Here is a 25,401-nt window from a genome sequence, read left to right as displayed (position 1 = left end):
GCGCATCCTCGCTCAGGAAGGTCTCGTCCTCCCCGAAGTCCGGAGCCTGGAAGGGGGTCGTCGTCGCCGGCGGCGAGGCCGCGCCGGAGGAGCGGGGCGTTCCTTCCGGAGCGGAGAACAGCGAGGTCAGGTCGATGGGAGGGCTTCCGTTCGCCAGAGGGTCAGGAGGGACCCGCGGTGCCCGCGACCGGGCACGGCGGCTCCTACAGCTTGCTCATCTTGCTGTACGGGCTCAGGATCCGCTCACGCGTCGAACCGAAGTCGACGAACACCGCGATCCCGTCCTCGACGTCGATCACTCGGCCGAGTCCGTACATGTCGTGTGTGACCTTGTCGCCCACGGCGAACAGCTTGGGGGGCGGCGTCACCGGGGCCTTGAAGGGACTGGTGGGCAAGTGGCGCTTCGGCGCGGATGGCTTTGACATTGCCTCCAGTATGCGCCCGCCGGGCCCCTCCTGCGGCCCTCCGTGTCCACTACGAGACCCGGACGAGACCCGCGGTGACGCCGAAGGACCCGCCGCCCGCCCCGGGGCGGGCGGTACGCCGACGGGCCCGGCAGCGGTGCGCCACGTTCGGCCGAGCGGGACTGGGCGGTCCGTCGCCCGCGCGGCTAGCGTCGACGGGACAGCGGAAAACTCCTGGAAGGCGGCTCGGTCGTGGACCTGGTGAAGATCCTTCCGATGGCGTTCGTGATGATCGCCGGTCCGCAGATCCTCAGCGCGGTCTTCCTCGCGACGAGCGAGAACTGGCGCCGCAACTCGGCCGCGTACCTCGCCGGTGCGGCTCTGGCCGTCACCCTGGTCGTCACGATCGCGTACTTCGTGGGTTCGGGCGTCTCCAAGGCGGGGGCGTCGAACGACGCCATGAGCATCGCGATCCTGGTCCTGCTGGCCGCCGCGGCGCTCTACACCTTCCTCAAGCGCAAGGACTCGAAGCCGCCGGCCTGGATGGGCAAGCTGGCGACGGCGAGCCCGAGGTTCTCGTTCCGGCTCGGCTTCCTGCTGCTGAGCCTGTTCCCGACCGACATCCTCACCTCGTGGGCCGTCGGCGCCTATCTGGCGAGCCACGACGACCCGTGGTGGCACCTGCTGCCCTTCGTCCTGCTCACCCTGCTGTTCCTGGCGCTGCCCGTGCTCCTGCTCCTGCTGTTCGGCCGCCGGGGGCAGGAGTTCCTGCCGAAGGTCCGCGACTGGATGAACACGCACTCGTGGGTCGTCAGCGAGATCGTCATCCTGTTCTTCGTCGGCATCACGGCCGGCAACCTCGCGGGGTAGCGCACCCGCCCCGGACCGGCGAGGGGTCAGGTCCTCCCGGGGCGCAGCAGCGCGCGGGCGAGCAGGGCGAGGGACGCGGCGATGCGCTCGGGCGGGATGCCCTGGGCGTGGCGCTGGTGGTGGTAGAGCTCCGGTGCCAGCGGGGCCAGGGCGGTGTCGGCGAGGGCGTCCGGGTCGTCGACGCCGCCGGCGGCGAGCAGGGTGCGTACGTGCAGGCGCCAGAAAGCGTAGGCGCCGGTGGTGTAGCGGGCGGGTCCCGTCTCCGCGCCCAGCGCGAGCGGCAGGTGCTGTTCGAGCAGGTCCAGCATGGCGGCGTAGAAGGCCGCCAGCCGTTCGGCGGGCGGCGCACCGGGGCCCAGCGGGGGCGGGCCGTAGATCATGCGGCCCTGGAGGTGCCGCTCGTGCTCGTCGAGCAGGGCGGTGGCGATGGCGGGCGGGTCGGGGAAGCCGCGGTAGAGCGTCGCGCGGCCGACGCCCGCGGCCTTGGCGATCTGCTGCATGGTCACGGAGCGCGGGTCGTGCTCGGCGAAGACCCGTTCCGCGGCGGCGAGGATCCGGGCGCGGTTGCGGACGGCGTCCGCGCGCTGGCGGGGGGCGGTGGCGGCCTGGAGGTCGCCGGGGGGCGGGGCGATCGGGGCGGGGTTCTCGTCGCCGTTGCTCATGGGGTCACCTTACGTCCAACTCCCTTATGTGGACACCTTGTCCGTTTGAGGTCCGGGGGGCTATCTTAAGTGAGACAAGTGTCCACTTGATGTGTTGGAGTGCGAGATGAACGCTGCGCTGCTCGCCGCGGCCCTCCTGATCGGATGCCTGCTGGCCGTCCAGGCGTCGGTGAACCTGCAACTGAACAAGGCCGTGGGCACGCCCTACGGCGCCTCGACGGTGCAACTCGGGGTCGCGACAGCCCTGTTGGCGCTGCTAGCGGCGGCGACGGGGACGCTCGGGGCGCTGGGGAGGCTGCCCGACGTCGAGTGGTGGCACCTGCTCGGCGGTCTGGCCAGCCCGCTCTACATCACCAGCGGCATCCTCCTCTTCCCCAGGCTGGGGGCGCTGGCGTCAGTGGGGCTGTTCGTCACGGGGCAGATGTTCGCCTCCCTGGCCTTGGACCTGGGCGGACTCCTCGGCCTTGAGCGGAGGGGGCTGAGCCCCGGCATCGCGCTGGGGGCCCTCGCCGTACTCGCCGGCATCATCGTGATCATCAAGGGCCAGCAGGCGGCGGCACCCCCCGGCGCACCCGCGATGTCCGGCGCGGGACGAACCGGCTGGATCACGCTGGGCGTTGTCGCCGGCGCGCTCCTGCCGGTCCAGGGCGCGATCAACGCCAAGCTGCGGAACGGACTGCAGGCCCCGCTCACGGTGGCGGCGTTCAGCTTCACGGTGGCCACCCTCGCCATCGCGGCCGTCCTGCTGGCCCTGCGCCTGACCGGCAAGACCCCCAGACCGCGGCTCGCCCCGCTGAGGTCGATGCCGTGGTGGGGCTGGCTCGGCGGAGCCTGCGCGGCCGGCTACGTCACCGGCACCTTCCTCCTCATCCCCGAGATCGGAGCCGCGGTCACCGTGGCGCTCACGGTGACGGGCCAGCAGCTGACCTCCGCCCTGATCGACCACCGCGGCCTCTTCCGCCTCCCCGAACGCCTCCTGACAGCCCCCCGCCTCTCCGGCCTCGGCCTCCTCCTCGCGGGTTCACTGGCCATCCAGCTCGTATGACGCTCCAACGCCGGCCCCCAGTGGGGCCCATCGTCCTGACCTGGGCTGGAACAGTCTCACCCAGGACAGGATCTGTGGACCCTTGTGGGGGGTAGCGAACGAGACCGAAGAACCGGGACCAGAGGCGCGCAGTCTCAGCTGCTCCGCGGCAGGGCGCGGAACCGCCGAAGTCGTCACCCGGGCCAGTGGTCCGGGATGATGTGCTGGCTCGGCTGTTGCATATATGCACCAGCCGAGCCATGAGAAGCGAAGCTTTCGGGCGTCTCTCCGAGGTCTCCCAGTACCAGTGGGGCCTGGTCACGTCGCGGCAGGCGATGTCGCAGGAGGTACGGCGATGGGAGCTGCACAGACTGGTGTCCGACGGGGCCCTGGAGGCCGTCGGCTTCGGGGTCTACCGGCTCGCCGGCGCCCCCGCGGCCGAGCATCTGGCGGTGCGGATCGCCTGGCTGCAACTCGCGCCCGGGAAGGCTGCGGAGGACCGGGAGGTCTCCGAGGGAGTGCTGTCGCATCGCAGCGCGGCGGTCCTCTACGGAGTGGGGGACTTCGAGCCGGAGCCCCACGAGTTCACCGTGCCGGTGCGTAGGCGCACCCGGCGGGATGACGTCTCCCTGCACACGGCAAACCTCGCGGACACCGAGGTGGATTGGCTGGATCAGCTGCCGGTCACCCGTCCCCCGCGCCTGGTGCGGGATCTGCTTGCCGACCGGCATGACGGTGAGCACATCAGCCAGGTGATCGCCGACCTGCTGGACCGGCGACTCGCCACCCGCGCCCAGCTCTCCCGCGCGATGGCGCCGTATGCGGCCGCCTACGGCCTCTCCGGTGAGAGTGGGGCCGTACTGCTCAACCACCTCATGGCATCGGCCACCGGGAGGACGTCATGACGGCAACGGACTCATCGTTTCCGTACGACACCCCCCGGGCCTTCGAGTCGGCGCTCACCGCACGCTTCAAGGCGCTGTCCGTCGACAGCCCCTTCCACGCACGCCCAACTACGACGGCAGTTCGCCTACGACCGCCTCCTGGCCCGCTGCTTCGCATCCGGGGACGCACACCGGTGGATTCTCAAGGGCGGCATCTCGATGCTCGCGCGTCTGCGGCAGGCGCGCCACTTTGCCGACGTCGATCTGGTCGAGCTGGCGGATGGCCTGCCGACGGCGCTCGTCGAGCTGCGCCGAGCGGCGGGGCGGGATCTGGGGGACTTCTTCTCCTTCAACCTCGATGACCCCCGCAGCCTCGTCCAAGGAGTCGAAATCCTTTCCGGCTGCCGTTGCGAGGGCTTCTGGAATCCCGACAGTGCCGCCTGGGACGACGGGGAACCCGAGGGTCCCGCTGTGCGGACAGCGGCGGACGGAGGTGAACGAGACCAGGACTGAGACCCCGCGGCGGATCCGGGGCGACCTACCAATAGCGCCATACCTCTGCCGGGGCGATGTCCCAGGAGGTCCCTGCGATCTCCCCTCCGTGGCAGAACGATGCCCAGCTCACGACAGCATCGCCGGCGCGCTGCGCACCGCGATCGAATTCGAACTCGGGCCAGCCCAGGTCACCGGTAGGGGAGAAGCGGATGCCCAAGCCGCGCTCCAGTGCGTGCGCCTCCATCTCCGCGTCCAGCTCCGACGGAACGCGTCCGATCAGCCGGATCCCCTCGCAGGTGACCTGGGGACCACGCAATCCGTCAACAAGCACACAGGTCAGGCCCACGCCTTCGACGAAATAACACGTCACGGCCGGCCGCTGCCCGACCGCCTCGGCCCTGCGAAACCGGACGCGCCACTGGGCGCGCTCAGGGCTCCAGCGTTCGATCTCGCTCTCCTCGGCGGCGAAGTCGTGCCCCGCCATGACCGTGACGGCTTCATGGCGATCGACCCCGAAGCTCAGCGGTCCAACGCCCTGGTGGGGGACGTACGCCCACCGCTCCCGTTCCCAGTCCGCAAGCACTGCCCAGTAGTCCGTATCCATAGTGATCCATAGTGCTCCGACGCTGCTCATAGGCGTGAGCAGGGCAGGATAAGTACTCCACGTACTTTACGTACTTATCGCGTAGGAGCACTCTGGTCCTCTGGAGCCCCAACGGAGGTCGCCATGTCCGCGGTGCACTACGAGAACTACACCGAAGCGCGTACGCACCTGAAAGAGCTCCTCGACGCCGCGGGCGAGGGGCGGGTCGCGACCGTGCGTCGAGCGGCCGGGCGCGCTGCGGTCGTGGATGTTGAACGACTTCGCCGGTACCTGTCCTCGGTATGCCCATCCAAGGCTGAGGTCGTCGCGGAAGCGGACGGGTGGGCGATCTTCATCCCAGGGCTCCCTGTCGCGGCCGATGCATCCAGCTTCGACGAGGCCGTGAACGAGATGGTCGACGCTCTGCGGGAGTATGCCGACGACTGGCAGGAGCGGCTGCGGTTGGCCCCCAATCACCAGGACAACTGGGGTCTGGTGCAGCTGATTGCCTTGAGTGACGACCGTCAGCTGGCTGACTGGCTGGTGGGGGCGCAGCGGTGAGTCGACCGCAGCCAGACCGTGAGCGGCATGACCGGCTCTGTGTCGTCGAGGGGTGGGAGCGAGTGCGGGACGCTCGTGGGCGTACAGGTACGCGTCACGTCACCTACGAGCTGGCTCTGCATGACGGACGCATCCTGCGGACCCGCATCTCACACCCGGTCGATCGCACGGTCTACGGTGCCGCGATGTGGAGCCACATCCTTCGCGATCAACTGGATGTCGCCGAAAACGAGTTCTGGGGTTGCGTGATCGACGGCAGGCTCCCCGATCGGGGAGCACTGCCCGCGCCGAAGGAGTCACTGCCGGCGGATCTGGTCTATCTGCTGATCCACCGGGTCGGTCTCTCGGAGGCGGCGGTCTCCGAGCTGACCAAGGAGGATGCCGTGGCCCGTCTTCAGCGGTACTGGACAGACGGCACGTGATGCGGCGAGCGGAGCCCACACCGGCCCCGCACGGACCGCCGCGTCGTCTGCGGGGTTGCGGGGCTTCGGGAGCGGGTCGGCCCCCGGCGGCCCCCACGGGCTGGGGAGGCGCCGGGTACCCGCGCCGGAGAGTCTGGGCGGGTGGCGTGCCACCCCGGAGGCCGGCGTGCATCTAGGTGACATAGGTGAAATGCCAGATATAAGTGCAACCAGAACTGCAACCAGGAACGTCGAAGGCCCCGACCGGTTTCCCGGTCGGGGCCTTCGACGTTAGTGCCCGGTGAGGCACTGGCGGAGGATACGGGATCCGAACTCGTGAGGGGTTGCCCCCAACATGCTTTCCACATGTTCGTACTCCCGTCCGGCAGGGGTCGTACCCGTCCTGACCTGCGGAGGAATGGCTGAGATGCTGGCTGGCGGACGGCCCCGGACGGGGGCGAACGCAACCAGAACCGCAACCACCGCTTGACTACTTACGCCCCTCGGGGCCGTACCACTGGAGGGGTTGGCCGGTTACTGCGGCGATGCACTCGAAGTCGTGGTCACAGTGCAGGAGGGTGAGTCCCTGCAACTCGGCAGTCGCGGCGACGACGAGATCCACCGCACCGGCGCTGCGGTGCTTGCCTTGTTTGGTGAGGGCCTCCTGGACCTGCCAGGCTCGGTCGTAGGCCCGGTCGTCGACCGGGACCCAGCCGAAGATCAGCCGGACGTCCTCGATGCCACGTGCCCGGTCGGCGGCCGATCGGGCGCTGTAGAAGAACTCCAGCTCCGTGATGGGGCACGTGGCGATCAGGCCGGCGGCAGCCGCCTGGTCCCAGCCGTACTGCTCCGCGTCGCCCTGCATGAAGCGGGCCAGGGCGCTGGTGTCGATCAGGTAGAGAGCGGCGTTCACCGTCGGTAGTTCCGCTTGTCCTCGAAGAGTGTCAGATCGAACGCGCCTTCGTCGGCTGCTGCGCGCAGGCGGGTCAAAGCCAGCGCACGCCGCCTGTTCTCCAGTACCTCGCGCAGCGCCGTGTTGACCGTCTCCTTCTTGGTGCTGGTCCCCAGGGCCTTGGCTACGTCTGCGACCAGCTCATCATCGAGGTCGATCACCGTCCGACTCATTGTGCACCCCTTTATATAAACTGTGGAGCCAAGTATACCTCCCATGGTTCAGCGGTGCCATGGGATGGACGGGCCCGTGGTGTTCGATGTCGGTGGGTGTCAGGGAGGTCGCGCCGTGACGACTGGCTATCGCGGTCCCGACCGGTCGTCTCGCCGCCCCTGACGCACGCGTCGTGAACCGGGTGGACGATCATCGTGTGATGGATACGGGTATATGGCCGGTGCTTCCGGATGTGGAACGGGATCAGTGGGACTACCTCCCTGGGCGGACCCTGGGGCCGCTGCGTATGGACATGCATCAGGAAGAGGTCATCGCGGCCCTGGCCGTGCACGGCTTCACCACCCGATATGACGGATACAGCCCAGGGTGGGACCCCGTGCGCTTCACCAAGAAGGACACCCCCACGAGCCAGGCGCCGGTGGAGTGCTACTTCCATGAGGACCAAGAGCTGGCCTATGTCCTTGTCGACGGACGCCTCGGCCCGCAGGTGACCTGCGAGGGGATCCGGCTCATCGGCCGGGTACCTTCGCAGCTCGCGCAGGAAATGGAAGCCCACGCCCTCAAGTACGACACCGGCCTACGGTTCAGCCCCACGGGCGACCTCTCCTGCGACGGCTTCCAACTCGAGATCGGCGCGCAACGCGCCGGCGACTACGTCATGTCCTGTGCCCTGTTCTTCGTCGCAGGAGATGACCACTCCGTCATGTGTGACGGCGCACCCAACGCGGTCTGGCACCGCTGGTAGGCGACACCACGATGTGCTTGGAGGGCAACGACAGCTCTGCGTCGCTGTTGCTGTCCTCGACCGCTCTGAACGGCCCGTCACGGGGCATCCGCCTCCTCTGTGGCGGGCCATGAAGGCAAGGAGTGTCAGCGGTGTTGGAGACCTACCTGTCCTGGTACCGCGAGGGCCGGATGGACGAGTCCGAGTTCCGCTCGGTCACCGACTACTTGGACCAGTCCGGGCTGGCCGTCGAGCACCCGACACTGGGCTGCGGGATGCTGTTGGACGTCGTAGGGGAGCAGGTAAAGCTGCCTGTCGGGCGCATTCTGGAGCTTGTTGGCCTGTCGGTCGGGCCGCTCTGCATGCAGTTCTGGCTGTCGGCGGATACGGACGTGGTGTGCGATGTCAGGTACGTGGCGCCGGACACGCAGGTCCTCACCTTCGTGCTCGGCGGGTTGAGCGAGAACGAGCGTGAGCAGGCCACCGATGTCGTTCAGCGGCTGATCCAGCGGGAGTTGGACAGGACTGTCGCGCTACTCTTCGATCTGGGCGGCGAAACAGCGGACGAGGACGATGACGCGCTGGTCCTGTATGGCCGGCTGCCGATGGGTCCGCGCCCGGACCGAGTGCAGTTCCGGACGGACCGGCTCAGTGCCGTCCCGGCTGTTCTTGCTGGAGCAGAGGTGACGGATCTCGGCAACGGGCTGAGTACAGTCCGCTGGTAATGATCATCGGGCAGGTTCGCGGAGCCGGAGGGCGAGCGCTGCGAGGTGGAGTCCAGCCCAGTATCGGGCGGCGAGTTTGTCGAACTGTCACACCGCGGCGACGGTCCTGCTCATCCTCGGTGTCTCCGACGCGGTCGTGGACGCCGTGATGTGCTGGGAGCCCGGCAAGTCCGCCCGCATGAGCCGCCGTTACCAGCAACTGACCAGCCGCGTCCTGAAGGACACCGCGAGCACGCCGACGAGGTCGTCGCCCGGTGGAGCGAGGACTGGCCCGACCACACCGCCGAGGTCGAGCAGTGGGACCGCTGGCGCTGGGAACGCCAGGGCCCCGACGGCGCGAGCGCCGTCCGTGACCGTATGCCGGAGCGGACCGTGGTCTTCCATGCCCGAGCGGTCTTCCTCCCCGGCGGGGAACGGGCGGCGACCGAACTGCCGGAGCAGTGGTCGGTGCCGGCCTAGGACTTCGAGACCGACCGCTACACCGACCGCGCCTCGGCCTGGCACACATCCCGGCGCCCCGGCTCGGGCCAGGAGGTTGAGGCCCAGGTACGGGGAACGGACAAGGCAGCAGTCGAGGCGGCCTTCGCCGAGGCTCGCGCACAGGCTGTGGACCGCGCCCGAAACCCGGGTAAGTACGGCGACACGGACGACTGGTAGCAATTGCAGCCGAGTGGGCCTTGGCCGTGATCGGCCAAGGCCCACTGGCTTCCGCATCGGGTTGCTGAGGTGGATGACTGGATCGCCTGTTGTGATCGTTTCTCAAGTATGTTGCATCTGGATGGAGTTGCCTCCTTCTCGCCCTGCTGGCATGCCTGACATACTCCTCACGTCATGATCGATAGCGCGGGGGTGCGGCAGTGGCGCAGGAGCAGGAGTTCGGCTGGCTTACGGAAGCCATATCGACCTTCGGGGCGTCATGCAAAGACATGGTGAACGGCCCGGGCGATCCCGAGGCTGCCATCCGTCCGCCGCTGCAGAACCTCCTGGAGGCGGTGGGTAGACACGACGCGATGGACGGGGTCCTGTGGCACTCCGAAACACCTCTGCGTGATGTAGGCGTGCGTCCTGACTACGCGGTCGAAGTACACGGCGACATCGTCGGCTACATCGAGGTCAAGCGCCCTGGTCACCCGGTCGATCCGGAAAAATTCACGGGGCGCAACAAGAAGCAGTGGGAGCGGCTGCGCGACCTGCCGAACGTGCTCTACACCAACGGCACCGAATGGCGCCTCTTCCGTACTGGAGAACTGATCGGCTCGCCAGTCGTCTTCAACGGCGATCTGGCTGCTGCGGGACGCTCGCTGGCTGCCCGCGAGCCTGCCGCGTTCCACAGCCTGCTGAAGACGTTCCTGCACTGGGTTCCCGAACCGATCCGCCATGTCTCTACCCTGGTCCGGCGCGCTGCGCCGCTGTGCCGCCTGCTGCGCGCGGCGGTCCTGGAGCAGCTGGAATATGAGGGACGGCACGCGGCAGAGGGCGCGCGACCCGAGGAGCTGAGGTTCACCGGGCTGAAGAACGACTGGCGCAGGCTGCTCTTCCCGACAGCCGACGATGCCACCTTCGCCGACGGATACGCGCAGACGGTGACCTTCGCGTTGCTCCTGGCACGCACGGAGGGCATCTCCGTGAAGGGGGTGGGGCTGCACGAGATCGGCCGGCGCCTGGATGACGGACACGCCCTGATGGGCAAGGCACTTCAGCTCCTCACCGACAACATCACGGTGAGCTTCGAGGTCAGTCTCGACCTCCTCATCCAGGTGATCGACGCGGTCGACTGGGTAGCGATTCGCAAGGGCCGGCGGGATGCGTACCTGCACCTGTACGAGTCGTTCCTGGAGGTGTACGACGAGAAGCTGCGGCAGAAGAGCGGTTCGTACTACACCCCGCGCGAAGTGGTCGAGGAGATGGTGCGCCTCACCGAGGACGTGCTGCGTACCCGCCTGGGACGCGCGCGCGGATACGCGGACGAGAGCGTACGTATAGTCGATCCGGCGATGGGAACGGGCACGTTCCTCCACGCGGTCATCGAGCATGTCGCCGCTTGGACAGCGGAGAACGTCGGCCCTGGGGCAACGCCGGATGCGATAGGCGGCCTAGCGGAGCGCCTGATCGGGTTCGAGCTGCAGATGGGGCCCTTCGCCGTAGCGGAGCTACGGGCTTCCGACCTGCTCAAGCGGCATGACGCGGTTGCGCCACCGGACGGCATGAAGCTGTTTGTCACCGATACGTTGGACGACCCGTACCTGGCCGAGGAAACCCTTGCCTCGACGTACGGCGTGATCTCGGAGTCCCGTAAGCGGGCGAACCAGGTGAAGGCCAAAACGCCGGTCACCGTCGCGATCGGCAACCCGCCCTACGACGACAAGGCCAAGGGTCGCGGCGGCTGGATCGAGAAGGGCACCCCCGCGCAGGGCGTCGCCCCCATCGAGGCTTTCAAGTGGCCGGGTAACGGCCGCTACGAGCATGTGCTCAAGAACCTGTACATCTACTTCTGGCGCTGGGCGACATGGAAGGTCTTCGACGCCCATCTGCAGGACCAGCAAGGCGTCGTCTGCTTCATCACACCCTCCGGCTTCACCACCGGGCCCGGCGGCCGCGGCATGCGCGACTACCTGCGGCGCACCTGCGACGAGGGCTGGATCATCGACCTGTCCCCGGAGGGGCACCGCCCGGACGTGGCCAGCCGGGTTTTCCCCGGCGTCGCTCAGCCGCTGGCCATCTGCATCTTCGTTCGCAGCAAGGACGCTGACCCTGAGCGCCCTGCGCGCATCCACTACCGCGCCGTGCACGGCAAGCGAGCCGTCAAGTACCGCCAGCTCAAGGAGATCCGGCTGGATGACGACGGGTGGCAGGACACACACTCAGCCGCCATCCACCCCTTTCGCCCGGTCACCGAGGCGGGATGGGAGGACTATCCCGCCCTGGATGACCTCTTCCTCTGGGGGAGTCCGGGAGCGAAGGCCAACCGGTCGTGGGTGAACGCTCCGAGCGAGCAGATACTCAAACGACGCTGGGCGCGTCTGATCCACGAGTCCGATTCGGCCAAGAAAGCGGAGTTGTTCAAGGAGACGAGGGACCGTTCGCTGCACGACAGCCGACCCCCGTTGCCCGGACAGCCCGAGCGCCCCCAGGAACTCGCGGACGAGAAGGCGCTGGCACCTGACCTGGTGCGTATCGCCATGCGCAGCTTCGATCGGCAGTGGTTGATTGCCGACAGCCGCGTGATCGACTTCGCCCGACCCACGCTCTGGGAAGCCCTTCAGCCAGGCCAGCTCTTCCTCAACCAGCAGTCCTCCCACGAGATCGAGACCGGCCCGGCCATCGTCGCCACTGCCCTGCTCCCCGACACCCACCACTTCAACGGCCGAGGCGGCAAGATCATGCCGATCCTCCATCCGGACGGCACCCCCAACGTGCACCCGCGACTCCTCGCCCACCTGGCGACCGAGCTCGGCCTCGACCGCGTCACGGTGCACGACCTGGCCGCGTACGTGGCGGCTGTCGCCGGTCACGCCGGATTCACCAAGCAGTTCACAGAGGAGTTGCTCACCCCAGGAGTACGGGTGCCGATCACCCGCAATCCCGCCCTGTGGGACGAGGCGGTGCAACTGGGCGAGCACCTCCTGTGGGCCTCGACGTACGGGGAGCGCTATATCGATCCGGAAGACGGCCGACCGGACGGAGACGTTCTCTTCCCGACAGGCGATGCGCGCCGGCTCCGCTACGACCAGCACATCGGGACGGAAGTCCCCGCCGAGATCCGCTACGCCGAGATGAACCGGACCCTGCACCTGGGCAACGGATACGTCAGCCCGGTTCCCGCCGAGGTGTGGAACTACGACGTCGGCGGCATGCAGATCGTCAAGAAGTGGTTCGGCTACCGCAAGGCAAGCCCCAACAGCCGCAAGACCAGTCCCCTGGACGACCTGCACGTCGAGTCCTGGCCGGCTGACTGGTCACGCGAGCTCATGGAGCTGCTCTCCGTGCTACGTCGGCTCGTCGACCTCGCTCCCGCGCAACAGGACCTGCTGGACCGGATTCTCGCCGCGCCCACTGTTACGGCAGCTGACCTTAGGAAGGCCGGCATCCTGCCGGTACCCGACAAGGCCCGCAAACCCCACCGGCGAGTCGAACTTCTCCCCAGCATTGACGAAGAGCTGTAACGCAGCTCAGAGCTCCTTCGCTCGGCGCTCCACGTAGGCTGCCGCCTCCGCCCCGCTCCACGCCCCCTCGGCGAGTTGGCGGAGCGCGTGCATTTCCACGCTGAGTGAGGGCGTACGGCGCTGTAGTTCGTCGGCGAAGACGCTCACCTCGACCAGCCGTTCCGCAAGCACGGCGTACTGGGCTTCGAAGTGTGCGGCTTTACCGCGCGGCGTGATGGCCAGGTGCTCGCCGGTGACCTCCAGCAGGCCCGACCGGCTGAGAGTTCGCACATCGTCTGTGACGGTCGCCTCATTAAGGCCCCGGGCTGCCACAGCCACAGCATCGGGGTAGGGAATGTCTGCGAGCGTCAGGTGGTGCAGAAGTTGAAGCTGCGAAGACGAGAGGGTCAAGTGCACGGTTGCATGTCTAGCAGCACCGGGGACGGTCCCGCACATCCAGACTGATTCCGACCAAATGGCACCGGAAGCAGATCGATATCCCCAGACCTCCCCGGGCTGTATCGGCGGCCAGAGGACGTGCTTCGCGAGCAGCTTTTTGGAGGCGGTGACGGCCCGGACGCGAGGTCGGACGGACGCGTGGAGGCCCAACTGAGACCAGAACTGAGACCACACGGCACTGAAGGGACGGCCGGAGAACTGCGGGCGACGTCTGACCGCACCAGCTGAGTCGGCCTGCTACCGAACACGTCGAAGGCCCTGACCAGCGTAAACCGGTCAGGGCCTTCGACGTTAGTGCCCGGTGAGGCACTGGCGGAGGATACGAGATTCGAACTCGTGAGGGGTTGCCCCCAACACGCTTTCCAAATGTTCGTCTGGGGATCCAGCGGGAGCCACAGGCGTCCTGAACTGCGGAGGGGTGTTCGGGGTGCTCTCCTCCGGACGGGGGTGAATGAGACCAGAGCTGAGACCACAAGCCTCTGCCGGCTTGCGAGGTCAGGCCCTCTGTCGCCTCTCGTGCATGAAGGGGACATCCTCTCGGCGACGGGTGATCCAAAACCCAGGTTCAGGGATTGTCAACACGTACATCGGGTGTGGGTGCAGGAGATGTCCGCTAGCGCACCAGCCTCCAGGTGCTCAGGCGCTACCCTTTTGGGGTGCTGGTCTGGGATGTTCTGGACGGTCAATGGGGGAGGCGAGCGTGGCCCGTATCGTCGGCGTACACGGCATCGGTTGGTCCTGGAAGACACGCGAGGAGATGCACGAGACGTGGCACGGCGCGCTGAGCGCTGGGCTGCGGAACATCCGATATCTCGACGCCGGGGCGGTGACGTTCGAGGCGGCCTTCTACGGCCACCTGTACAACGGTGGCACGGCCAAGTCCGGCGGTGACGTGCTTTACACCGCCGCCGACGTGGCCGACGGCTTCGAGTACGAACTCCTGGAGGCCATGGCCCGGGAGGCGGATCCGGCGGCTTTCGACGAGGAGAGCGACGGGCCGGCCTCCAAGGGGCTCGTCGTCCGTGGCGCGCAGGCCTGCCTCGACATCCTGGAGAGGACGCCGTACCTCGGCGGGATGACGGCGTCGCTTCTCATCCGCCAGATTAAGCAGGTGCACCGGTACTTCGAGGACGCTGCCCTGGGTGAGGAGATCCGGGGTGAGCTGGAGACTGCGATTCAGGAGGACACCCGGGTGGTCCTCGCCCACTCGTTGGGGAGCGTTGCCGCCTACGAGGTCCTGTGGAACCTCAAGGACGTCCGGATCGACACCCTGGTCACGATGGGATCGCCGCTCGGACTGAAGTCCATTCGGCGCCGCCTGGCCCGCACGGCCGATGCCGAACCCGGCCGCCCGCCGTCCGTGCGTCGCTGGGTGAACGTGGCCGCCGAGCAGGACGTCGTCGCCCTGCGCAAGCGCATCAAGACCCTCTACGGCGGAGAAGTCGAGGACTTCGTCGTCACCAACCCGCTGCGCCGCATGCATGACTGCACCCTCTACTTGGCCAACTTGCGGACCGCACGTGCTGTTGAGGCAGCTCTTGGGTGAGCGGTGGTTCTTCCTGGCCGGGGAGGGCGAATACGGCGAGGAGACCGGCCTGGCGCGACTCGAACATGTGCCGGACGAAATGAGGTTGATGCGCCGTACGCTCCAGGGTCTGGGGATGCGGGAGATCCCCAGGCCTCGGGGAGTCGTCGGGGAGCGGGGTCTGCAGGACGCATGCAAGGACCTCGACGAGTGGTTGGAGGCGGTGAGCCGCGGCGAGCAGGAGCCACCGCTTTCCCTCTTCGTCTACTGCACGGGGCACGGCGTGCGGAAAGGCGTCACGTGGGGCCTGGCCCTGCCGACGTCCACACGACGGACGAAGGATCTCCTTGAACCGGCGGACATCATCAGTATCCTGTACGGGGAGAAGCTTTTTGAGCAGGCGGTCATCGTCCTCGACGCCTGCTACTCCGAGCCCGGCGCGGGCGGTGCCATGGAGACCCTTCAGAGTCAGGCAGCCGTCGGGAGCGTCGAGTACGACGCGTGGGTGATCGCCACCGCCCGCAGAACGCAGCAGGCCCAACAGATGGCTTTCGCCCGCGCCTTCGCCAAGACGCTCTCCCGAAGCGATGGCGAGCAAGAGTTCGTCGAACCCTCCGTTCTCGTGGAGCAGCTCAATACCCATCTGCCGACAGCAAGTCAGGAAGTGTGGGTGTACTCCGCCGGCCACCGGGGATGCCGCGCGCTGCCGGATCCGGCTTACATGCCCCGGACGTCGCCCGACTGGCTCGACCGGGACCTCGACGAGTGGTCCCACCTCGCGCGCGGCCGGAGCAGACCGGGTCAGGAGGGCTGGTACTTCTCGGGCCGGACGGAGGAGCAGTGGCGTCTCCGCGAGTTCATTGCCGGCGGCGGACCGGCCGGGCCGCTCATCCTCCGGGGCGCGGCCGGGGTCGGCAAGAGCGCGCTTCTCGGACACCTGGCCGTGTGCGGGAAGACCGAGTGGCGGCGGCTGTTGCCGCCCGTCGTCCGGCGCGGTCTGATCCTCCCGGACGACTCGGTGCACGCGCTGGTGACCGCCCAGGACGCCGACGTGGCGCGCCTGGCCCGGCGGATCGCCCAGGCGCTCGGCCTCGACCACCTGGGGAATGCCCCGACTCCGGACGAGCTGTGCGAGGCCTTGGAGGACCTGCCTCCCCGGACCGTTCTGCTGGACGACCTCCATGTGGCGGAAGAGCCCGCAGCCGCGGTCACGGAGCTGCTCGACCCCCTGGCGGAGTACGCGCGCACCACCGTCATTGCCTCGGCGGGCCACGACGCCGTCGCCGACGCGGTGTGGCAGCGGCTCCAGCTCCCGGTGTTCCAGCTCGGCACCGACGACGAGGGCGTCCGCGCCTACGCCCACGCACGGGGCGCCGGCGCGGTCGTCGCCGCCTGCCACGGACACTTCGGGGCGGCGGTCCACGCCGTCGACGCCTTTCTCGACACCCGCCACGGCCGCGAGGGCGAGGCGGAGGCGCGGCACGAGGCGGAGAAGCAGCTGACGATCTTCCATCGGAGCCTGCTCGCCTCCGGTGATCGCCCGGACGAATGGTGCCGGGCGATGCTGGAGCCGGTGCGGGCCGCGGCTGCATGCGGGTACGATGCCGGCCTGACGGCCGAGCTCTGGGCGGCGCTCGCCACGGCCGCGGACCGCTCCGACAGGACGTACGGCCCGGAGGAGGCGAGGGAGGCCGCGGAGCTGCTGGGCGCCGCGGTGACGGACAGGGGTACGGGCGAGGGCATCGGCTCCTCCACCGGACCCCCGGCGTGGCGCCTCGCCACCCCCGCCGCCCTGAAATCGTGCCGACCGGAGTTCGCCGAGGCGGTACGGGGCTGCCTGCCCGTCCACGCGTCAGGAGCCGAGGCGGAAGGGGTGCCCGCGGTCGAGGAGTCCGGCATCGACTGGGCGGCGGACATGGCGTTGACGGCCCTGTTCGCCGCTGCCGCCCGGCCGTTCGAGCAGCGGTTCGCCACCGAGCTGACCTCGATGGCCTTCTGGGCCGCACTGCCCGGCAGCGCCCTCGCCCGGCAACTGGACGCCGGAGGGGCCCGGCTGTTTCCGAAATGGGTCGTCAAGGGCGTCCGGGCCCAGACGCTCGGACGGCGCCCGGCGGAGCGGGCGTTCCAGCTGAAGCTCAGCCTCCTCAAGTCAGGGAAGGACGGGCACGGTCTGGACCCGCGCGGTTTCGGCGCCGGTGTCGACATCCTGTGGGCCACCCCCTTGGACGGCGTGGCTGTACCCGACCTCCTGGCGGTCGCGTCGGGCGCGAACGGCGACGGCTACGTGGTGACCACCCATGGCGACGCCTCCTTACGGCTGTGGAATCTGGCGGACGGCAGGCCGCTCGACGAGGCGGTGCGGTCCGAGGACGCCGGCATCGCCTCGCACCTGGCACTCGCCGTCGTCGACGGCAAGCCCGTCGTCGCGTTCGTCGCGGACGACGTGGGACATCTGTGGCGGCCGCTGACGGGCCGGGACCCCGAGCCGCTGGCCGCCCTGGACGGGGTGACGGCGTTCTCGTTGCACGACGACGGCCTGCTGGCCGTCGCCAGGGGCGCGCGGATCGAGATCGTCGAACCGGGCACCATCGGACGGACCAGGTCGTTCGCCGTACTGGGATCGAGCCGCGTCACTCAGGTCCACCTGGGGGGTGAGGCCGGCGACCGACGGCTCGTCGCCACCACCGAGTCCGGCATCGTGACCGCGCGCGTCCTGGACACGGGAGTGGCGGCGTTACGGCGCCAGCCGCTGCTCATCCCCTACGCGCAGCACGCCGTGATGTCGTCGAGCGGCCGCACCGTGGGCATGATCGACCGCAGTGGGGGGCCGTTCGTGTGGGACGAGAGCCACGGGACGAGACGTCTCGACGTTCCCGACGTGCGCGACGGAACGTTCGCGTTCGCCGTCGGCGACAGCCTGTCGGCCGCGGCGGGTGGCGCGCAGAAACCCTGGCTGCGCCTGCTCCCGCTCACGTCCGGCGACGAACGGTCGGTGACCCGGTTTCCGCTGCCGGACCAGCCCGTGGCGCTTGCCCTCGACGCGGACGGGTCCCGCCTGGTGGTGACCGACCTGCGGGGAGTGTTCTGTCTCGACGTCCGCCCCGATCCGCCCCGACCGGACACGGCTGATTCCGATCCACCCGGCCCATCCCCGACGGCCGACCGCAGTGAGGAGGCAAAATGACGGCCCTGGACTTCGTCCCGGCACGTGAGAGTGTCGTGGGCGCGTTGCTCGCCCTCGACGACATCCTGACGAGGCGCGGGGAATCCACGCTGCGGACGTCCTGGGGCGTTCTGCTCGGGCACTTGCACGCCCAGGGCATCAGGCCCCTGCTGGAGGAGGCCGAGCGGAGGGAGCTGTACGGCGCGGCGCTTGGCATCCCGGACCGGTTCGTGACTGGCTCAGGTCGCACCAGCCTCGAACGGTTGACCGACATGATCCTGTACCCGGAGGCCTGCGAAGGCCCGTACGCCGAGCTGGTCGCGCACATCCAGAGCATCGAGGGCATGAACGACGACCTCGTCAGTCTCTACGAGCGGGCCTGCGCACCCGCCAGCGGCCCGTACGTCCCCGAGCAGCGCCGGCCCGAGGAAGACCTGGCCACGGAAGGCTCGCCCGCGGGTGCCGCGTCCAAGGAGACCGTCACCCCCAAAGGCCCGCCCGCCGAATACCTGGATGTCACCGTCCTCCGCCCCGAAGCCGACCCGGACCTGCCGCCCACGGCCTGGGCGACCCGGTTCGTCCTGGAGGGCAAGACCGGTGACGCCGCCGCCAGCCACGACGACACGGTCCGGAAGCTGGCCGGCATTACCAGGAGATGGCGGTCCGTCACGCAGGCCACCAACAGGGCCTCCGACGGAGGCGCCGAGCCCGTACGGACCCTGCTCCTCCAGCTGGGCATGGACGAGGAACTCAAGGGGGACCCGAAGCCGAGACTGGCGGCCCCGGGCCTGCTGCCGCCGAGCCGCGTCGACGACACCACGGTGGCTCTGCCCGCCGCCCTGCGGCTCCTTGCGCGGACACTTGCCGCCCCCGAACTACCCCACCCTGCACCCGGCATGTCGGCCGCCGGTGCGTACTCCCTATCCCCTCTCGGCGCGAAGACGCAATTCCAGCCCATGGAACCCGGCGAGGCGTCGCTGCGCGCCGACGCCTGCGGCGGCACGCTCGTCCATCCCGGTCGCGGTGGCTGGTTCCGTACCTCCGCCGGGGACGGCACCCCGACGCTCGTGGTCGCGGACCCCGGCCTCACCCTGGCCGGCGCGGCGCGCGCGTACTGGGGGGTGGCCTGGGACGCATGGGCGCAGAACTGGCACAAGGGTGAGCTGAAGGCCACAGGATGGAGTTTCCACGACTGGTCGCTGACACAGCCCGGCGGTCAGCACCTCCCGGACATCCGGACGGACCAGGTCGACAGCCTCGTGGCGGTCTTCCGGGACCCGGAGCGCAAGGTGGCCGTGCTGGGAGGGCCATCGGACTCCGGGAAGAGCTGCATTGCCCGTTGCACGGCACGTTCGCTCGCCGAGGCCGGCCGGCGCGTGATCATGCTCGAACCCGATGACCGGGCGTTCCCGAGCCGTGACGTCCTGGCCGAAGTCGTACGGCACGCTCTCGGCAGCCTCGGACCCCTGGAACAGCAGGAGACCGGCTGCCCCGTCGTCATCCTCGACGGCATCCGGCCGATGGGCGAGACAGACGTCGACCGCATGCTGCCCGCCGTGTCGGCGGAGCTCGGCGTCAGTGTCCTCGCCTGCCTGGAGTACGACCTCAACTCGTCCCACGACTGGCAGGCGGCGAACCTCACCGTCGTCCCGTCCATCGTGCGCCTCGCCGCCCTCCTCGACCTGGCCGGGCGTGCCCGGGAGATCCACGGGGACGAGGTTGCAGGCAACCCACGCTTCGTCGACGCCCTAGCGCGCCGCTTCCCTCATGACCTCGCCCGATTCGTCAAGGGTCTGTGCGACTACCGCGGCGGGAACGACAGGCCCGAGCGGCTCGACGAGGAACTGAGGCAGAAGTTTGTTTACGAGCTGGGGGCCGACGCACAGGACCTGGCCGCCGTCGTCGCGGCCGTCTCCCTGCTCGGCGGGAACGTGAGCGTCTCAGAGGAACAGTGCGACCTGCTCTGCGAGTTCGGCACCGCTCCGGACCGGTCCCCCGACCGGCTCCGCTTTCCCAGCCCCACCGACTCCCGCACGATTCTGGACGCCTACGCCGAAGCCGTGCACCCCGACGAGGCCACCCGGCCGCGCCGTCACGACCTCATCGCCGATCTCGTCGCCAAAGAGCTCTTCCGCGACCTGGGGGACAACCGCAGCGGGCTGCTACCCATGCTCCGCGGGGCGCGCCTGTACGACGACCGGGTCTGCCGGAGCCTCGCGGCGCGCCTGCTGCATCCCGACCACGAGGACGACTTCGACAAGTGGCGGCGGAACGCGCCACCGGTCGGCATCGCGCTGGTGCTGCTCGCGATGGACTCCTCCCTCGGCGAGAAGGTGATCGGCAAGCTCCTCAAGACCCTCGTGACGCGGCTGCCGGAGACGACCCTCGGGTCCGCACGCTCCCTGCTGGCCGTGGTCCGCGCGATCCACCGGCACCGACACCGCTTCGGCGACAGCCAGTTCGACACCCTCACCAGGTGGATGGCCGAGCGCTTCGAAGATCTCCTGGAGGACAGGCCGAGACCCGCCGACGGTCTGTACAGCGTGCTGGAGCAGCTCAGCCGCTTCCACCATCCGCGCCTCGACGAGGTCGTGGCCAGGTGCGGATCGAGGACCCTCATCCACCTCAACCCGGACAGGGCCCTCGACTATCGAACGGTCGGCCGGGTCGAACGCCTGGTGCGGCGCGCCGGCAACGACATCGGCAATCCGGAGTACGCCTCCTGGGTCCAGAACGAGGCCGAGGTGCGCAAGCTCCTCGACCACGATCCCGACCCCGCTCGCGGGATCGCGGTGTACCTCTCGAACCTCGTCCTCCGGCTGCGCTACGACCCCGACTACGAGGACTGGGACACCGTCCTCGGCCGGCACGACGTGCGCGTCGGCATCCGGCAGGCGCTGCGACACACGGACGCGGTGGACCTGCGGTACGCGCTGGAGGAGGCCCGGGACTATCAGGTCGCCTTCGTGACGAGGATGCTGAACGACAGGGAGCTCAACAAGGGCGAGGGCTTCGGCGTCGCCATCCACAAGGCCCTGCGCACCGCGACCCCGACGGACGCGGCCCTGCTGCTCCGGACGACCAGCGAGATCCACGACTACACCGCCCGTCAAGCGCTCTACGGTGACCACGGGGAGCGTCCCGACGCCGGTCTCGCGCGCACCCTCGCCCAGCAGGTCCGGTCTCACCAGGACGGCAAGGGCGCCGGTCTGATCCTGTCGGCGACGGCGCGCGTCGACGAGCTGTTCCTGACCGAGGACAAGGGGTTCGGCCAGTACCTCGCAGAGGAACTCGGCAAGGACTGGGTGAGCGCCCGGCTGGAGGAGGACCCGCGCATCTCCATTCAGTACCACCTGATCAAGGGGATCTGGGAGGCCCATGCCTCCTTCCGGGAGGAGTGCCTGGACCTGTTCGTGGATGTCGTCGCTCATGCGCTGAACCGCTCGATGCGGCCGTGGGGCCCGCAGGCCGCCCTGCTGCTGGGGCAGAACGAGGAGTTCGGGGCGGCCTTTCTGGAGAAACTGGGCCGGCAGGTGGCGGATGGGAAACTCTTCGAGGGGATGAAAGACGCGCCTGTCGCGGACGCCCGGCGCTATTTCCACCAGCTCGGCCGCGCAATGTACCAAGGGCTGCCGGGCCAGTACGTCAACGAGCACGACTCGGCTGACTTCATAGAGGAGATGGCCTCCGCCTCCCCTTCGTCTGCGGCGCTGTGCGCGCGTGAGATAGCTCGGACCCTTGTCGACGGGGGCGTGCCGGCGGAAGACGCCGGACTGTGGGTGCTACGGAAGGACGGCACAGAGACCACGGATTCAGTAGGCCGGCGCTGGGGCGCGCAGATCGGTCGCGGAGCCAGTACGAACCAGGTGACCGAGGTGATCAACGTGCTGGCCGGGCTGAACGGCGACACCGCCGCGGCGACCGTCGATTATTTGAAGAACAAGAAGGTTTCTCATTCCCGGAGCAAGGACGGTCTGCTGCGGGACAAGGTGCGTCAGGCCGTGTACAACGATCCCGTCGAGGCGGCCCGGCTGCTGACAGCGGTGGAGCGGGCGTCCGTCGGTGTCGGTGCCGATCTGATGCGTGACCTGCAGGGTGAACGGGGAGCCTGGAACGCCTTCACGAGCGAACTCGCCCACATCCAGCACCCCACCCAGCAGTACCAGGTCGTCCGTCAACTGGTGGTGCTCGGATTGCGTCCGGGAGGCGTGTACTCGAAGTGGGTGGACAAGCTCCGTACCCGGCATCAGGCGACGGTGATGCAGGTGACCAGCCCGGCCGCACTCAGTGACGTCCTGCGGATGGCCTTGATCTGGGACATGGACTGGGCTTGTCGGCTGGCCGCTGACATCCCTGTACAGCGGCTGGCCAGAAGACTCGGCTACGCACGGGTGAAGGACCTGATGCACACGCCCTCTCTGCTGTCGCTGCTAGCGACAGCGGAAGCCGACGAGTCTGTCCAGTGCTTGTTCGATGAATTGGAGCGTCTGCAGCCCGCCTCACTTGTGAAGCGCCTCAACGCGCATTCCATCGATGTGCTGCTGGACGTCGCGCTCAGGGTACGGCCAGACTTCGCCCATCGCCTGGTACCTGCCGTGGCCGAGGCAATTGGCAGGCAGGTGCAACGTGACGTAGTTCTCGACGAGGCGGAGCACTGGAACGAGATCGGTTGGATGGCGCGCTCCTTGCACGTGATGAACAAAGCGGAGCTACTCTCCCGCCAGGCACCGAAACGTAGGCCGAACTCGTCCTACCGATATGCCGTCGCCTGGGGCGCGATGTGGTTTCCTCGCCAGAAATGGACTCAGGAGATCCTCGGTGATGTGGCCGACCACATCATGAAGCCTTCTTTCTCTGGCTCTCATTCGGTCTTCGTTTCCTTCGCCTACGCATCGGCCGAAGGGCGTACTAGAGAGCTGCGCTCCCCGGACGGATCCTGGCCCGGCCTCGACGGGTGCAGTGCCCGTGCACTTGCTGCTCTCCAGTTGATGGCTGAGCGGGATCTGGATCTGCGCGCCGCGCTGCTTTCCCATCGGAATGCGCTTGTGGCGCAGCTGGACAGGCCTACGTCGCGGACCGACAGCTACATGAGCTCGGTACGTGCGTGGTTCGTCCTCCACCGCGACTCCGCTCGGCAGGCGTGAGAGACGAGCGCGGTCGGAGCAAGGAAGGCCCAATCTCAAGGTCGGACCCTCAGTTACCCGATATCGGTCAGGAACCGAGACAACCCCAGGGGCGGCAGTGAGCCCAGTGGATCGAGCGCGTCCAGGCCGATGCACTGCCTGCCCTGCACGGCTTCGTCAACGGCCTCGGCCAGGACCTTGAACCGCCCCGTGTCCGAAAGAGATCCCAGTTAGCGAGTGTGAGCTGGAATTCCGCAGCCACACGGTCGTCGCCTCTGGTTCGGGCCGAGGCGGCGTTGGGCGGTGTGGTGAAGGAAGGCGGCGCAGTGGCGGGCGCGGGGGATCGGGCTAGTGACGATGGCGGTGATGCTTTCGGGGAGGCAGGACACACCGCCTGGCCGGCACTCTCCCTGGGGTTTGCTCCGGGACCGGTCGTGACCTCCTGGGGTGCATGGCGCCAGCCCCTACCGACACGCCGACTACACCATCAGGCAGCACGCGCCCGGTCCCGTAGGACGGTGACAGATTCGTGCGCCATCCTGTCTCGTGTGAGCTCGGTGTAGTGGACCTCGCGGGTTTCCGGCGATCGGCCCTGGAACGAGACACAACCCTCATGCGCGTCCACCCGGGCCCACGGCTGTCCGCCCGCGTAACTGAGACCAAACATGTCGAAGGGCCCCACCGCGAACGGTGGGGCCCTTCGACAACGTGCCCGGTGAGGCACTGGCGGAGGATACGAGATTCGAACTCGTGAGGGGTTGCCCCCAACACGCTTTCCAAGCGTGCGCCCTAGGCCACTAGGCGAATCCTCCGTGGAGAACATTACAAGACTCCGGGGGGTGCTCGCGAACCAGGTTCCCGCGAGGTGGGAGGGGGAGGGGCGGGCGGCGGGAGGCGGGGTGGGGATCGGGTACGCTGGGGGCTGCCCCCCACGCGGCGCAATCTCGCTGAACTCCCCCAGGGCCGGAAGGCAGCAAGGGTAGGTGAGCTCTTGCGGGTGCGTGGGGGGCGCTTGCTTTTTCCGGGGGCGGCGACGTCTCGGCCGGGCCCGTACGAAGGCCCCGGATCCCGCGGGCCGCCGCACTTGTCAGTGCGCACCGATATCGTCGGCAGTGTGTCGCAGCTAGCCCTCTACCGCCGTTACCGACCCGAGACCTTCGCCGAGGTCATCGGGCAGGACCACGTGACCGGCCCGCTGCAGCAGGCGCTGCGGAACAACCGGGTCAACCACGCCTACCTCTTCAGCGGCCCGCGCGGCTGCGGCAAGACCACCAGCGCGCGGATCCTCGCCCGCTGCCTCAACTGCGAGCAGGGGCCCACCCCCACGCCCTGCGGGGAGTGCCGCTCGTGCCTGGACCTCGCGCGCGGCGGGCCCGGTTCGATCGACGTGATCGAGATCGACGCCGCCTCCCACGGAGGCGTCGACGACGCCCGTGACCTGCGGGAGAAGGCCTTCTTCGGGCCGGCCGCCAGCCGGTACAAGATCTACATCATCGACGAGGCCCACATGGTCACCCCGGCGGGCTTCAACGCCCTGCTGAAGGTGGTCGAGGAGCCGCCCGAGCACCTGAAGTTCATCTTCGCGACGACCGAGCCGGAGAAGGTCATCGGCACGATCCGCTCGCGCACCCACCACTACCCCTTCCGCCTCGTCCCCCCGGGCACCCTGCGCGACTATCTCGCCGAGGTCTGCCGGGAGGAGGCCGTTGCGGTCGAGGAGGCCGTGCTGCCCCTGGTCGTACGGGCGGGGGCGGGCTCCGTGCGTGACTCCATGTCCGTCATGGACCAGCTCCTCGCCGGCGCCGGCGAGGAGGGTGTGACGTATCCCATGGCGACCTCCCTCCTGGGGTACACGGACGGTTCGCTGCTGGACTCCGTGGTCGACGCCTTCGCCACGGGGGACGGCGCCGCCGCCTTCGAGGTCGTGGAGCGCGTGATCGAGGGGGGCAACGACCCCCGGCGCTTCGTCGCCGACCTTCTGGAGCGGCTGCGCGACCTCTTCATCCTCGCCGCCGTGCCGGACGCGGGTGAGAAGGGTCTCATCGACGTCCCCGCGGACGTGCTGGAGCGCATGCGCGCCCAGGCCGGGGCCTTCGGCGCCGCCGAGCTGAGCCGCGCGGCCGACCTGGTCAACGAGGGGCTGACGGAGATGCGCGGCGCCACCTCGCCGCGGCTGCAGCTGGAGCTGATCTGCGCCCGGGTGCTGCTCCCGGCGGCGTACGCGGACGAGCGCTCGCTGCAGGCCCGGCTCGACCGGCTGGAGCGCCAGACGGCCGGCGGCGCCCCGGTGGCCCCGCCCGCCATGGGGTACGTGCCGGGGCCGCAGGGGCATCATCCGGGGCCGGAGGCGGTGCGGGCGGCGATCGCCGAGCGCGGCGGCCCGGCGCAGGCCGCCTCCCAGCCCGCCTCCCAGCCCGCGGCGCCGACCCAGCCCGCCGCTCCCCCCGCCGGCCCGGCGGCGCACTCCGCGAGCGCGGCGCCCGCGCCCCAGCAGCCCGCGCAGCAGCCCACGCAGCAGTCGGCGCCCCAG

20 protein-coding genes, 1 tRNA gene and 1 other RNA gene are annotated in these 25,401 nt (G+C 68.8%); 15 read left to right on the top strand and 7 right to left on the bottom strand.

Going from position 1 to position 25,401, the window contains the following annotated elements; translation table 11 throughout:
- Positions 1-203 precede the first annotated feature (203 nt).
- Positions 204-425: a hypothetical protein gene (locus tag ACFQLX_RS07095; RefSeq protein ID WP_386413178.1), complete on the bottom strand. Its 222-nt coding sequence runs from the start codon at positions 423-425 to the stop codon at positions 204-206.
- Between the two features lie 231 nt (positions 426-656).
- Between ACFQLX_RS07095 and ACFQLX_RS07090 the strand changes: the two genes are divergently transcribed.
- A complete protein-coding gene (locus tag ACFQLX_RS07090) occupies positions 657-1,274 on the top strand; it encodes a GAP family protein (RefSeq protein ID WP_386413177.1) in 618 nt (205 codons plus the stop codon).
- Between the two features lie 26 nt (positions 1,275-1,300).
- Here ACFQLX_RS07090 and ACFQLX_RS07085 read toward each other — a convergent pair whose 3' ends face one another.
- A complete protein-coding gene (locus ACFQLX_RS07085; RefSeq protein WP_386413176.1) occupies positions 1,301-1,936 on the bottom strand; it encodes a TetR/AcrR family transcriptional regulator in 636 nt (211 codons plus the stop codon).
- 106 nt (positions 1,937-2,042) lie between these two features.
- Here ACFQLX_RS07085 and ACFQLX_RS07080 point away from each other — a divergent pair, with 106 nt between their 5' ends.
- The 3 genes from ACFQLX_RS07080 (at position 2,043) to ACFQLX_RS07070 (ending at position 4,357) form a co-directional block, all read left to right on the top strand.
- Positions 2,043-2,981, top strand: coding sequence for a DMT family transporter (locus ACFQLX_RS07080; protein ID WP_386413175.1), 939 nt, complete (start codon positions 2,043-2,045; stop codon positions 2,979-2,981).
- 239 nt (positions 2,982-3,220) lie between these two features.
- Complete coding sequence (locus ACFQLX_RS07075; RefSeq protein WP_386413174.1) at positions 3,221-3,865, top strand: hypothetical protein; 645 nt, start codon at positions 3,221-3,223, stop codon at positions 3,863-3,865.
- Between the two features lie 198 nt (positions 3,866-4,063).
- A complete protein-coding gene (locus tag ACFQLX_RS07070; protein WP_386413173.1) occupies positions 4,064-4,357 on the top strand; it encodes a hypothetical protein in 294 nt (97 codons plus the stop codon).
- A gap of 25 nt (positions 4,358-4,382) precedes the next feature.
- On the opposite strand, the gene ACFQLX_RS07065 is transcribed toward ACFQLX_RS07070, so the two are convergent.
- Complete coding sequence (locus ACFQLX_RS07065; RefSeq protein ID WP_386413172.1) at positions 4,383-4,943, bottom strand: hypothetical protein; 561 nt, start codon at positions 4,941-4,943, stop codon at positions 4,383-4,385.
- 123 nt (positions 4,944-5,066) lie between these two features.
- Here ACFQLX_RS07065 and ACFQLX_RS07060 point away from each other — a divergent pair, with 123 nt between their 5' ends.
- Positions 5,067-5,483, top strand: a complete 417-nt coding sequence (locus ACFQLX_RS07060) for a prevent-host-death protein (protein WP_386413171.1) — start codon at positions 5,067-5,069, stop codon at positions 5,481-5,483.
- A 185-nt stretch (positions 5,484-5,668) separates the two neighbouring features.
- On the top strand, positions 5,669-5,905 hold the full coding sequence (locus ACFQLX_RS07055) for a hypothetical protein (protein ID WP_386413170.1): 237 nt from the start codon (positions 5,669-5,671) through the stop codon (positions 5,903-5,905).
- 469 nt (positions 5,906-6,374) lie between these two features.
- On the opposite strand, the gene ACFQLX_RS07050 is transcribed toward ACFQLX_RS07055, so the two are convergent.
- Together ACFQLX_RS07050 and ACFQLX_RS07045 are read right to left on the bottom strand one after the other, a co-directional pair.
- Complete coding sequence (locus ACFQLX_RS07050; RefSeq protein ID WP_386413169.1) at positions 6,375-6,797, bottom strand: PIN domain nuclease; 423 nt, start codon at positions 6,795-6,797, stop codon at positions 6,375-6,377.
- Positions 6,794-7,009 carry a type II toxin-antitoxin system VapB family antitoxin gene (locus ACFQLX_RS07045; protein WP_079428878.1) on the bottom strand — a complete coding sequence of 72 codons (216 nt, stop codon included), beginning with the start codon at positions 7,007-7,009 and terminating at the stop codon, positions 6,794-6,796. The genes ACFQLX_RS07050 and ACFQLX_RS07045 overlap by 4 nt, the downstream gene beginning before the upstream one ends.
- Positions 7,010-7,182: 173 nt before the next feature.
- Here ACFQLX_RS07045 and ACFQLX_RS07040 point away from each other — a divergent pair, with 173 nt between their 5' ends.
- The 4 genes from ACFQLX_RS07040 (at position 7,183) to ACFQLX_RS07025 (ending at position 12,622) form a co-directional block, all read left to right on the top strand.
- Positions 7,183-7,755, top strand: a complete 573-nt coding sequence (locus ACFQLX_RS07040) for a hypothetical protein (RefSeq protein ID WP_386413168.1) — start codon at positions 7,183-7,185, stop codon at positions 7,753-7,755.
- A gap of 131 nt (positions 7,756-7,886) precedes the next feature.
- The gene (locus ACFQLX_RS07035; protein ID WP_386413167.1) at positions 7,887-8,459 is read left to right on the top strand and encodes a hypothetical protein; all 573 of its coding nucleotides are present in this window, start codon (positions 7,887-7,889) and stop codon (positions 8,457-8,459) included.
- Positions 8,460-8,609: 150 nt separating this feature from the next.
- Positions 8,610-8,918: a hypothetical protein gene (locus ACFQLX_RS07030; RefSeq protein ID WP_386413165.1), complete on the top strand. Its 309-nt coding sequence runs from the start codon at positions 8,610-8,612 to the stop codon at positions 8,916-8,918.
- Positions 8,919-9,316: 398 nt separating this feature from the next.
- Entirely contained in the window at positions 9,317-12,622 is a 3,306-nt protein-coding gene (locus ACFQLX_RS07025) for a type ISP restriction/modification enzyme (RefSeq protein ID WP_386413164.1), read from the top strand.
- Between the two features lie 6 nt (positions 12,623-12,628).
- Here ACFQLX_RS07025 and ACFQLX_RS07020 read toward each other — a convergent pair whose 3' ends face one another.
- Entirely contained in the window at positions 12,629-13,018 is a 390-nt protein-coding gene (locus tag ACFQLX_RS07020) for a hypothetical protein (RefSeq protein WP_386413163.1), read from the bottom strand.
- Positions 13,019-13,760: 742 nt separating this feature from the next.
- On the opposite strand from ACFQLX_RS07020, the gene ACFQLX_RS07015 reads away from it, so the two are divergent.
- From ACFQLX_RS07015 to ACFQLX_RS07005, 3 genes are read left to right on the top strand one after another with little or no spacing between them, the layout of a single operon-like run.
- Positions 13,761-14,606: a hypothetical protein gene (locus tag ACFQLX_RS07015; RefSeq protein ID WP_386413161.1), complete on the top strand. Its 846-nt coding sequence runs from the start codon at positions 13,761-13,763 to the stop codon at positions 14,604-14,606.
- Positions 14,587-17,769: a hypothetical protein gene (locus ACFQLX_RS07010; protein WP_386413159.1), complete on the top strand. Its 3,183-nt coding sequence runs from the start codon at positions 14,587-14,589 to the stop codon at positions 17,767-17,769. Before ACFQLX_RS07015 ends, ACFQLX_RS07010 begins: the two co-directional genes overlap by 20 nt.
- Positions 17,766-22,892 carry a hypothetical protein gene (locus tag ACFQLX_RS07005; RefSeq protein ID WP_386413158.1) on the top strand — a complete coding sequence of 1,709 codons (5,127 nt, stop codon included), beginning with the start codon at positions 17,766-17,768 and terminating at the stop codon, positions 22,890-22,892. Before ACFQLX_RS07010 ends, ACFQLX_RS07005 begins: the two co-directional genes overlap by 4 nt.
- A gap of 703 nt (positions 22,893-23,595) precedes the next feature.
- On the opposite strand, the gene ACFQLX_RS07000 is transcribed toward ACFQLX_RS07005, so the two are convergent.
- Positions 23,596-23,683 (bottom strand) — tRNA-Ser (locus ACFQLX_RS07000).
- Between the two features lie 108 nt (positions 23,684-23,791).
- Between ACFQLX_RS07000 and ffs the strand changes: the two genes are divergently transcribed.
- Positions 23,792-23,888, top strand: an RNA gene (ffs, locus tag ACFQLX_RS06995) — signal recognition particle sRNA small type.
- Between the two features lie 97 nt (positions 23,889-23,985).
- On the top strand, positions 23,986-25,401 hold a 1,416-nt coding region (locus ACFQLX_RS06990; protein ID WP_386413156.1), incomplete at its 3' end, for a DNA polymerase III subunit gamma and tau.

This window comes from Streptomyces polyrhachis (genome assembly GCF_042663125.1).
Lineage (GTDB): Bacteria > Actinomycetota > Actinomycetes > Streptomycetales > Streptomycetaceae > Streptomyces > Streptomyces polyrhachii.
Note: the sequence above shows the minus strand (reverse complement) of the source record. Positions and strands in the feature narration are given on the sequence as shown.

Excerpts from the sequence above, each read along its gene's own strand:
- ACFQLX_RS07095 (WP_386413178.1), bottom strand. The coding sequence starts at position 425 with ATGTCAAAGCCATCCGCGCCGAAGCGCCACTTGCCCACCAGTCCCTTC.
- ACFQLX_RS07085 (WP_386413176.1), bottom strand. The coding sequence starts at position 1,936 with ATGAGCAACGGCGACGAGAACCCCGCCCCGATCGCCCCGCCCCCCGGC.
- ACFQLX_RS07080 (WP_386413175.1), top strand. The coding sequence starts at position 2,043 with ATGAACGCTGCGCTGCTCGCCGCGGCCCTCCTGATCGGATGCCTGCTG.
- ACFQLX_RS07075 (WP_386413174.1), top strand. The coding sequence starts at position 3,221 with ATGAGAAGCGAAGCTTTCGGGCGTCTCTCCGAGGTCTCCCAGTACCAG.
- ACFQLX_RS07070 (WP_386413173.1), top strand. The coding sequence starts at position 4,064 with ATGCTCGCGCGTCTGCGGCAGGCGCGCCACTTTGCCGACGTCGATCTG.
- ACFQLX_RS07065 (WP_386413172.1), bottom strand. The coding sequence starts at position 4,943 with ATGGATACGGACTACTGGGCAGTGCTTGCGGACTGGGAACGGGAGCGG.
- ACFQLX_RS07060 (WP_386413171.1), top strand. The coding sequence starts at position 5,067 with ATGTCCGCGGTGCACTACGAGAACTACACCGAAGCGCGTACGCACCTG.
- ACFQLX_RS07055 (WP_386413170.1), top strand. The coding sequence starts at position 5,669 with ATGTGGAGCCACATCCTTCGCGATCAACTGGATGTCGCCGAAAACGAG.
- ACFQLX_RS07045 (WP_079428878.1), bottom strand. The coding sequence starts at position 7,009 with ATGAGTCGGACGGTGATCGACCTCGATGATGAGCTGGTCGCAGACGTA.
- ACFQLX_RS07005 (WP_386413158.1), top strand. The coding sequence starts at position 17,766 with ATGACGGCCCTGGACTTCGTCCCGGCACGTGAGAGTGTCGTGGGCGCG.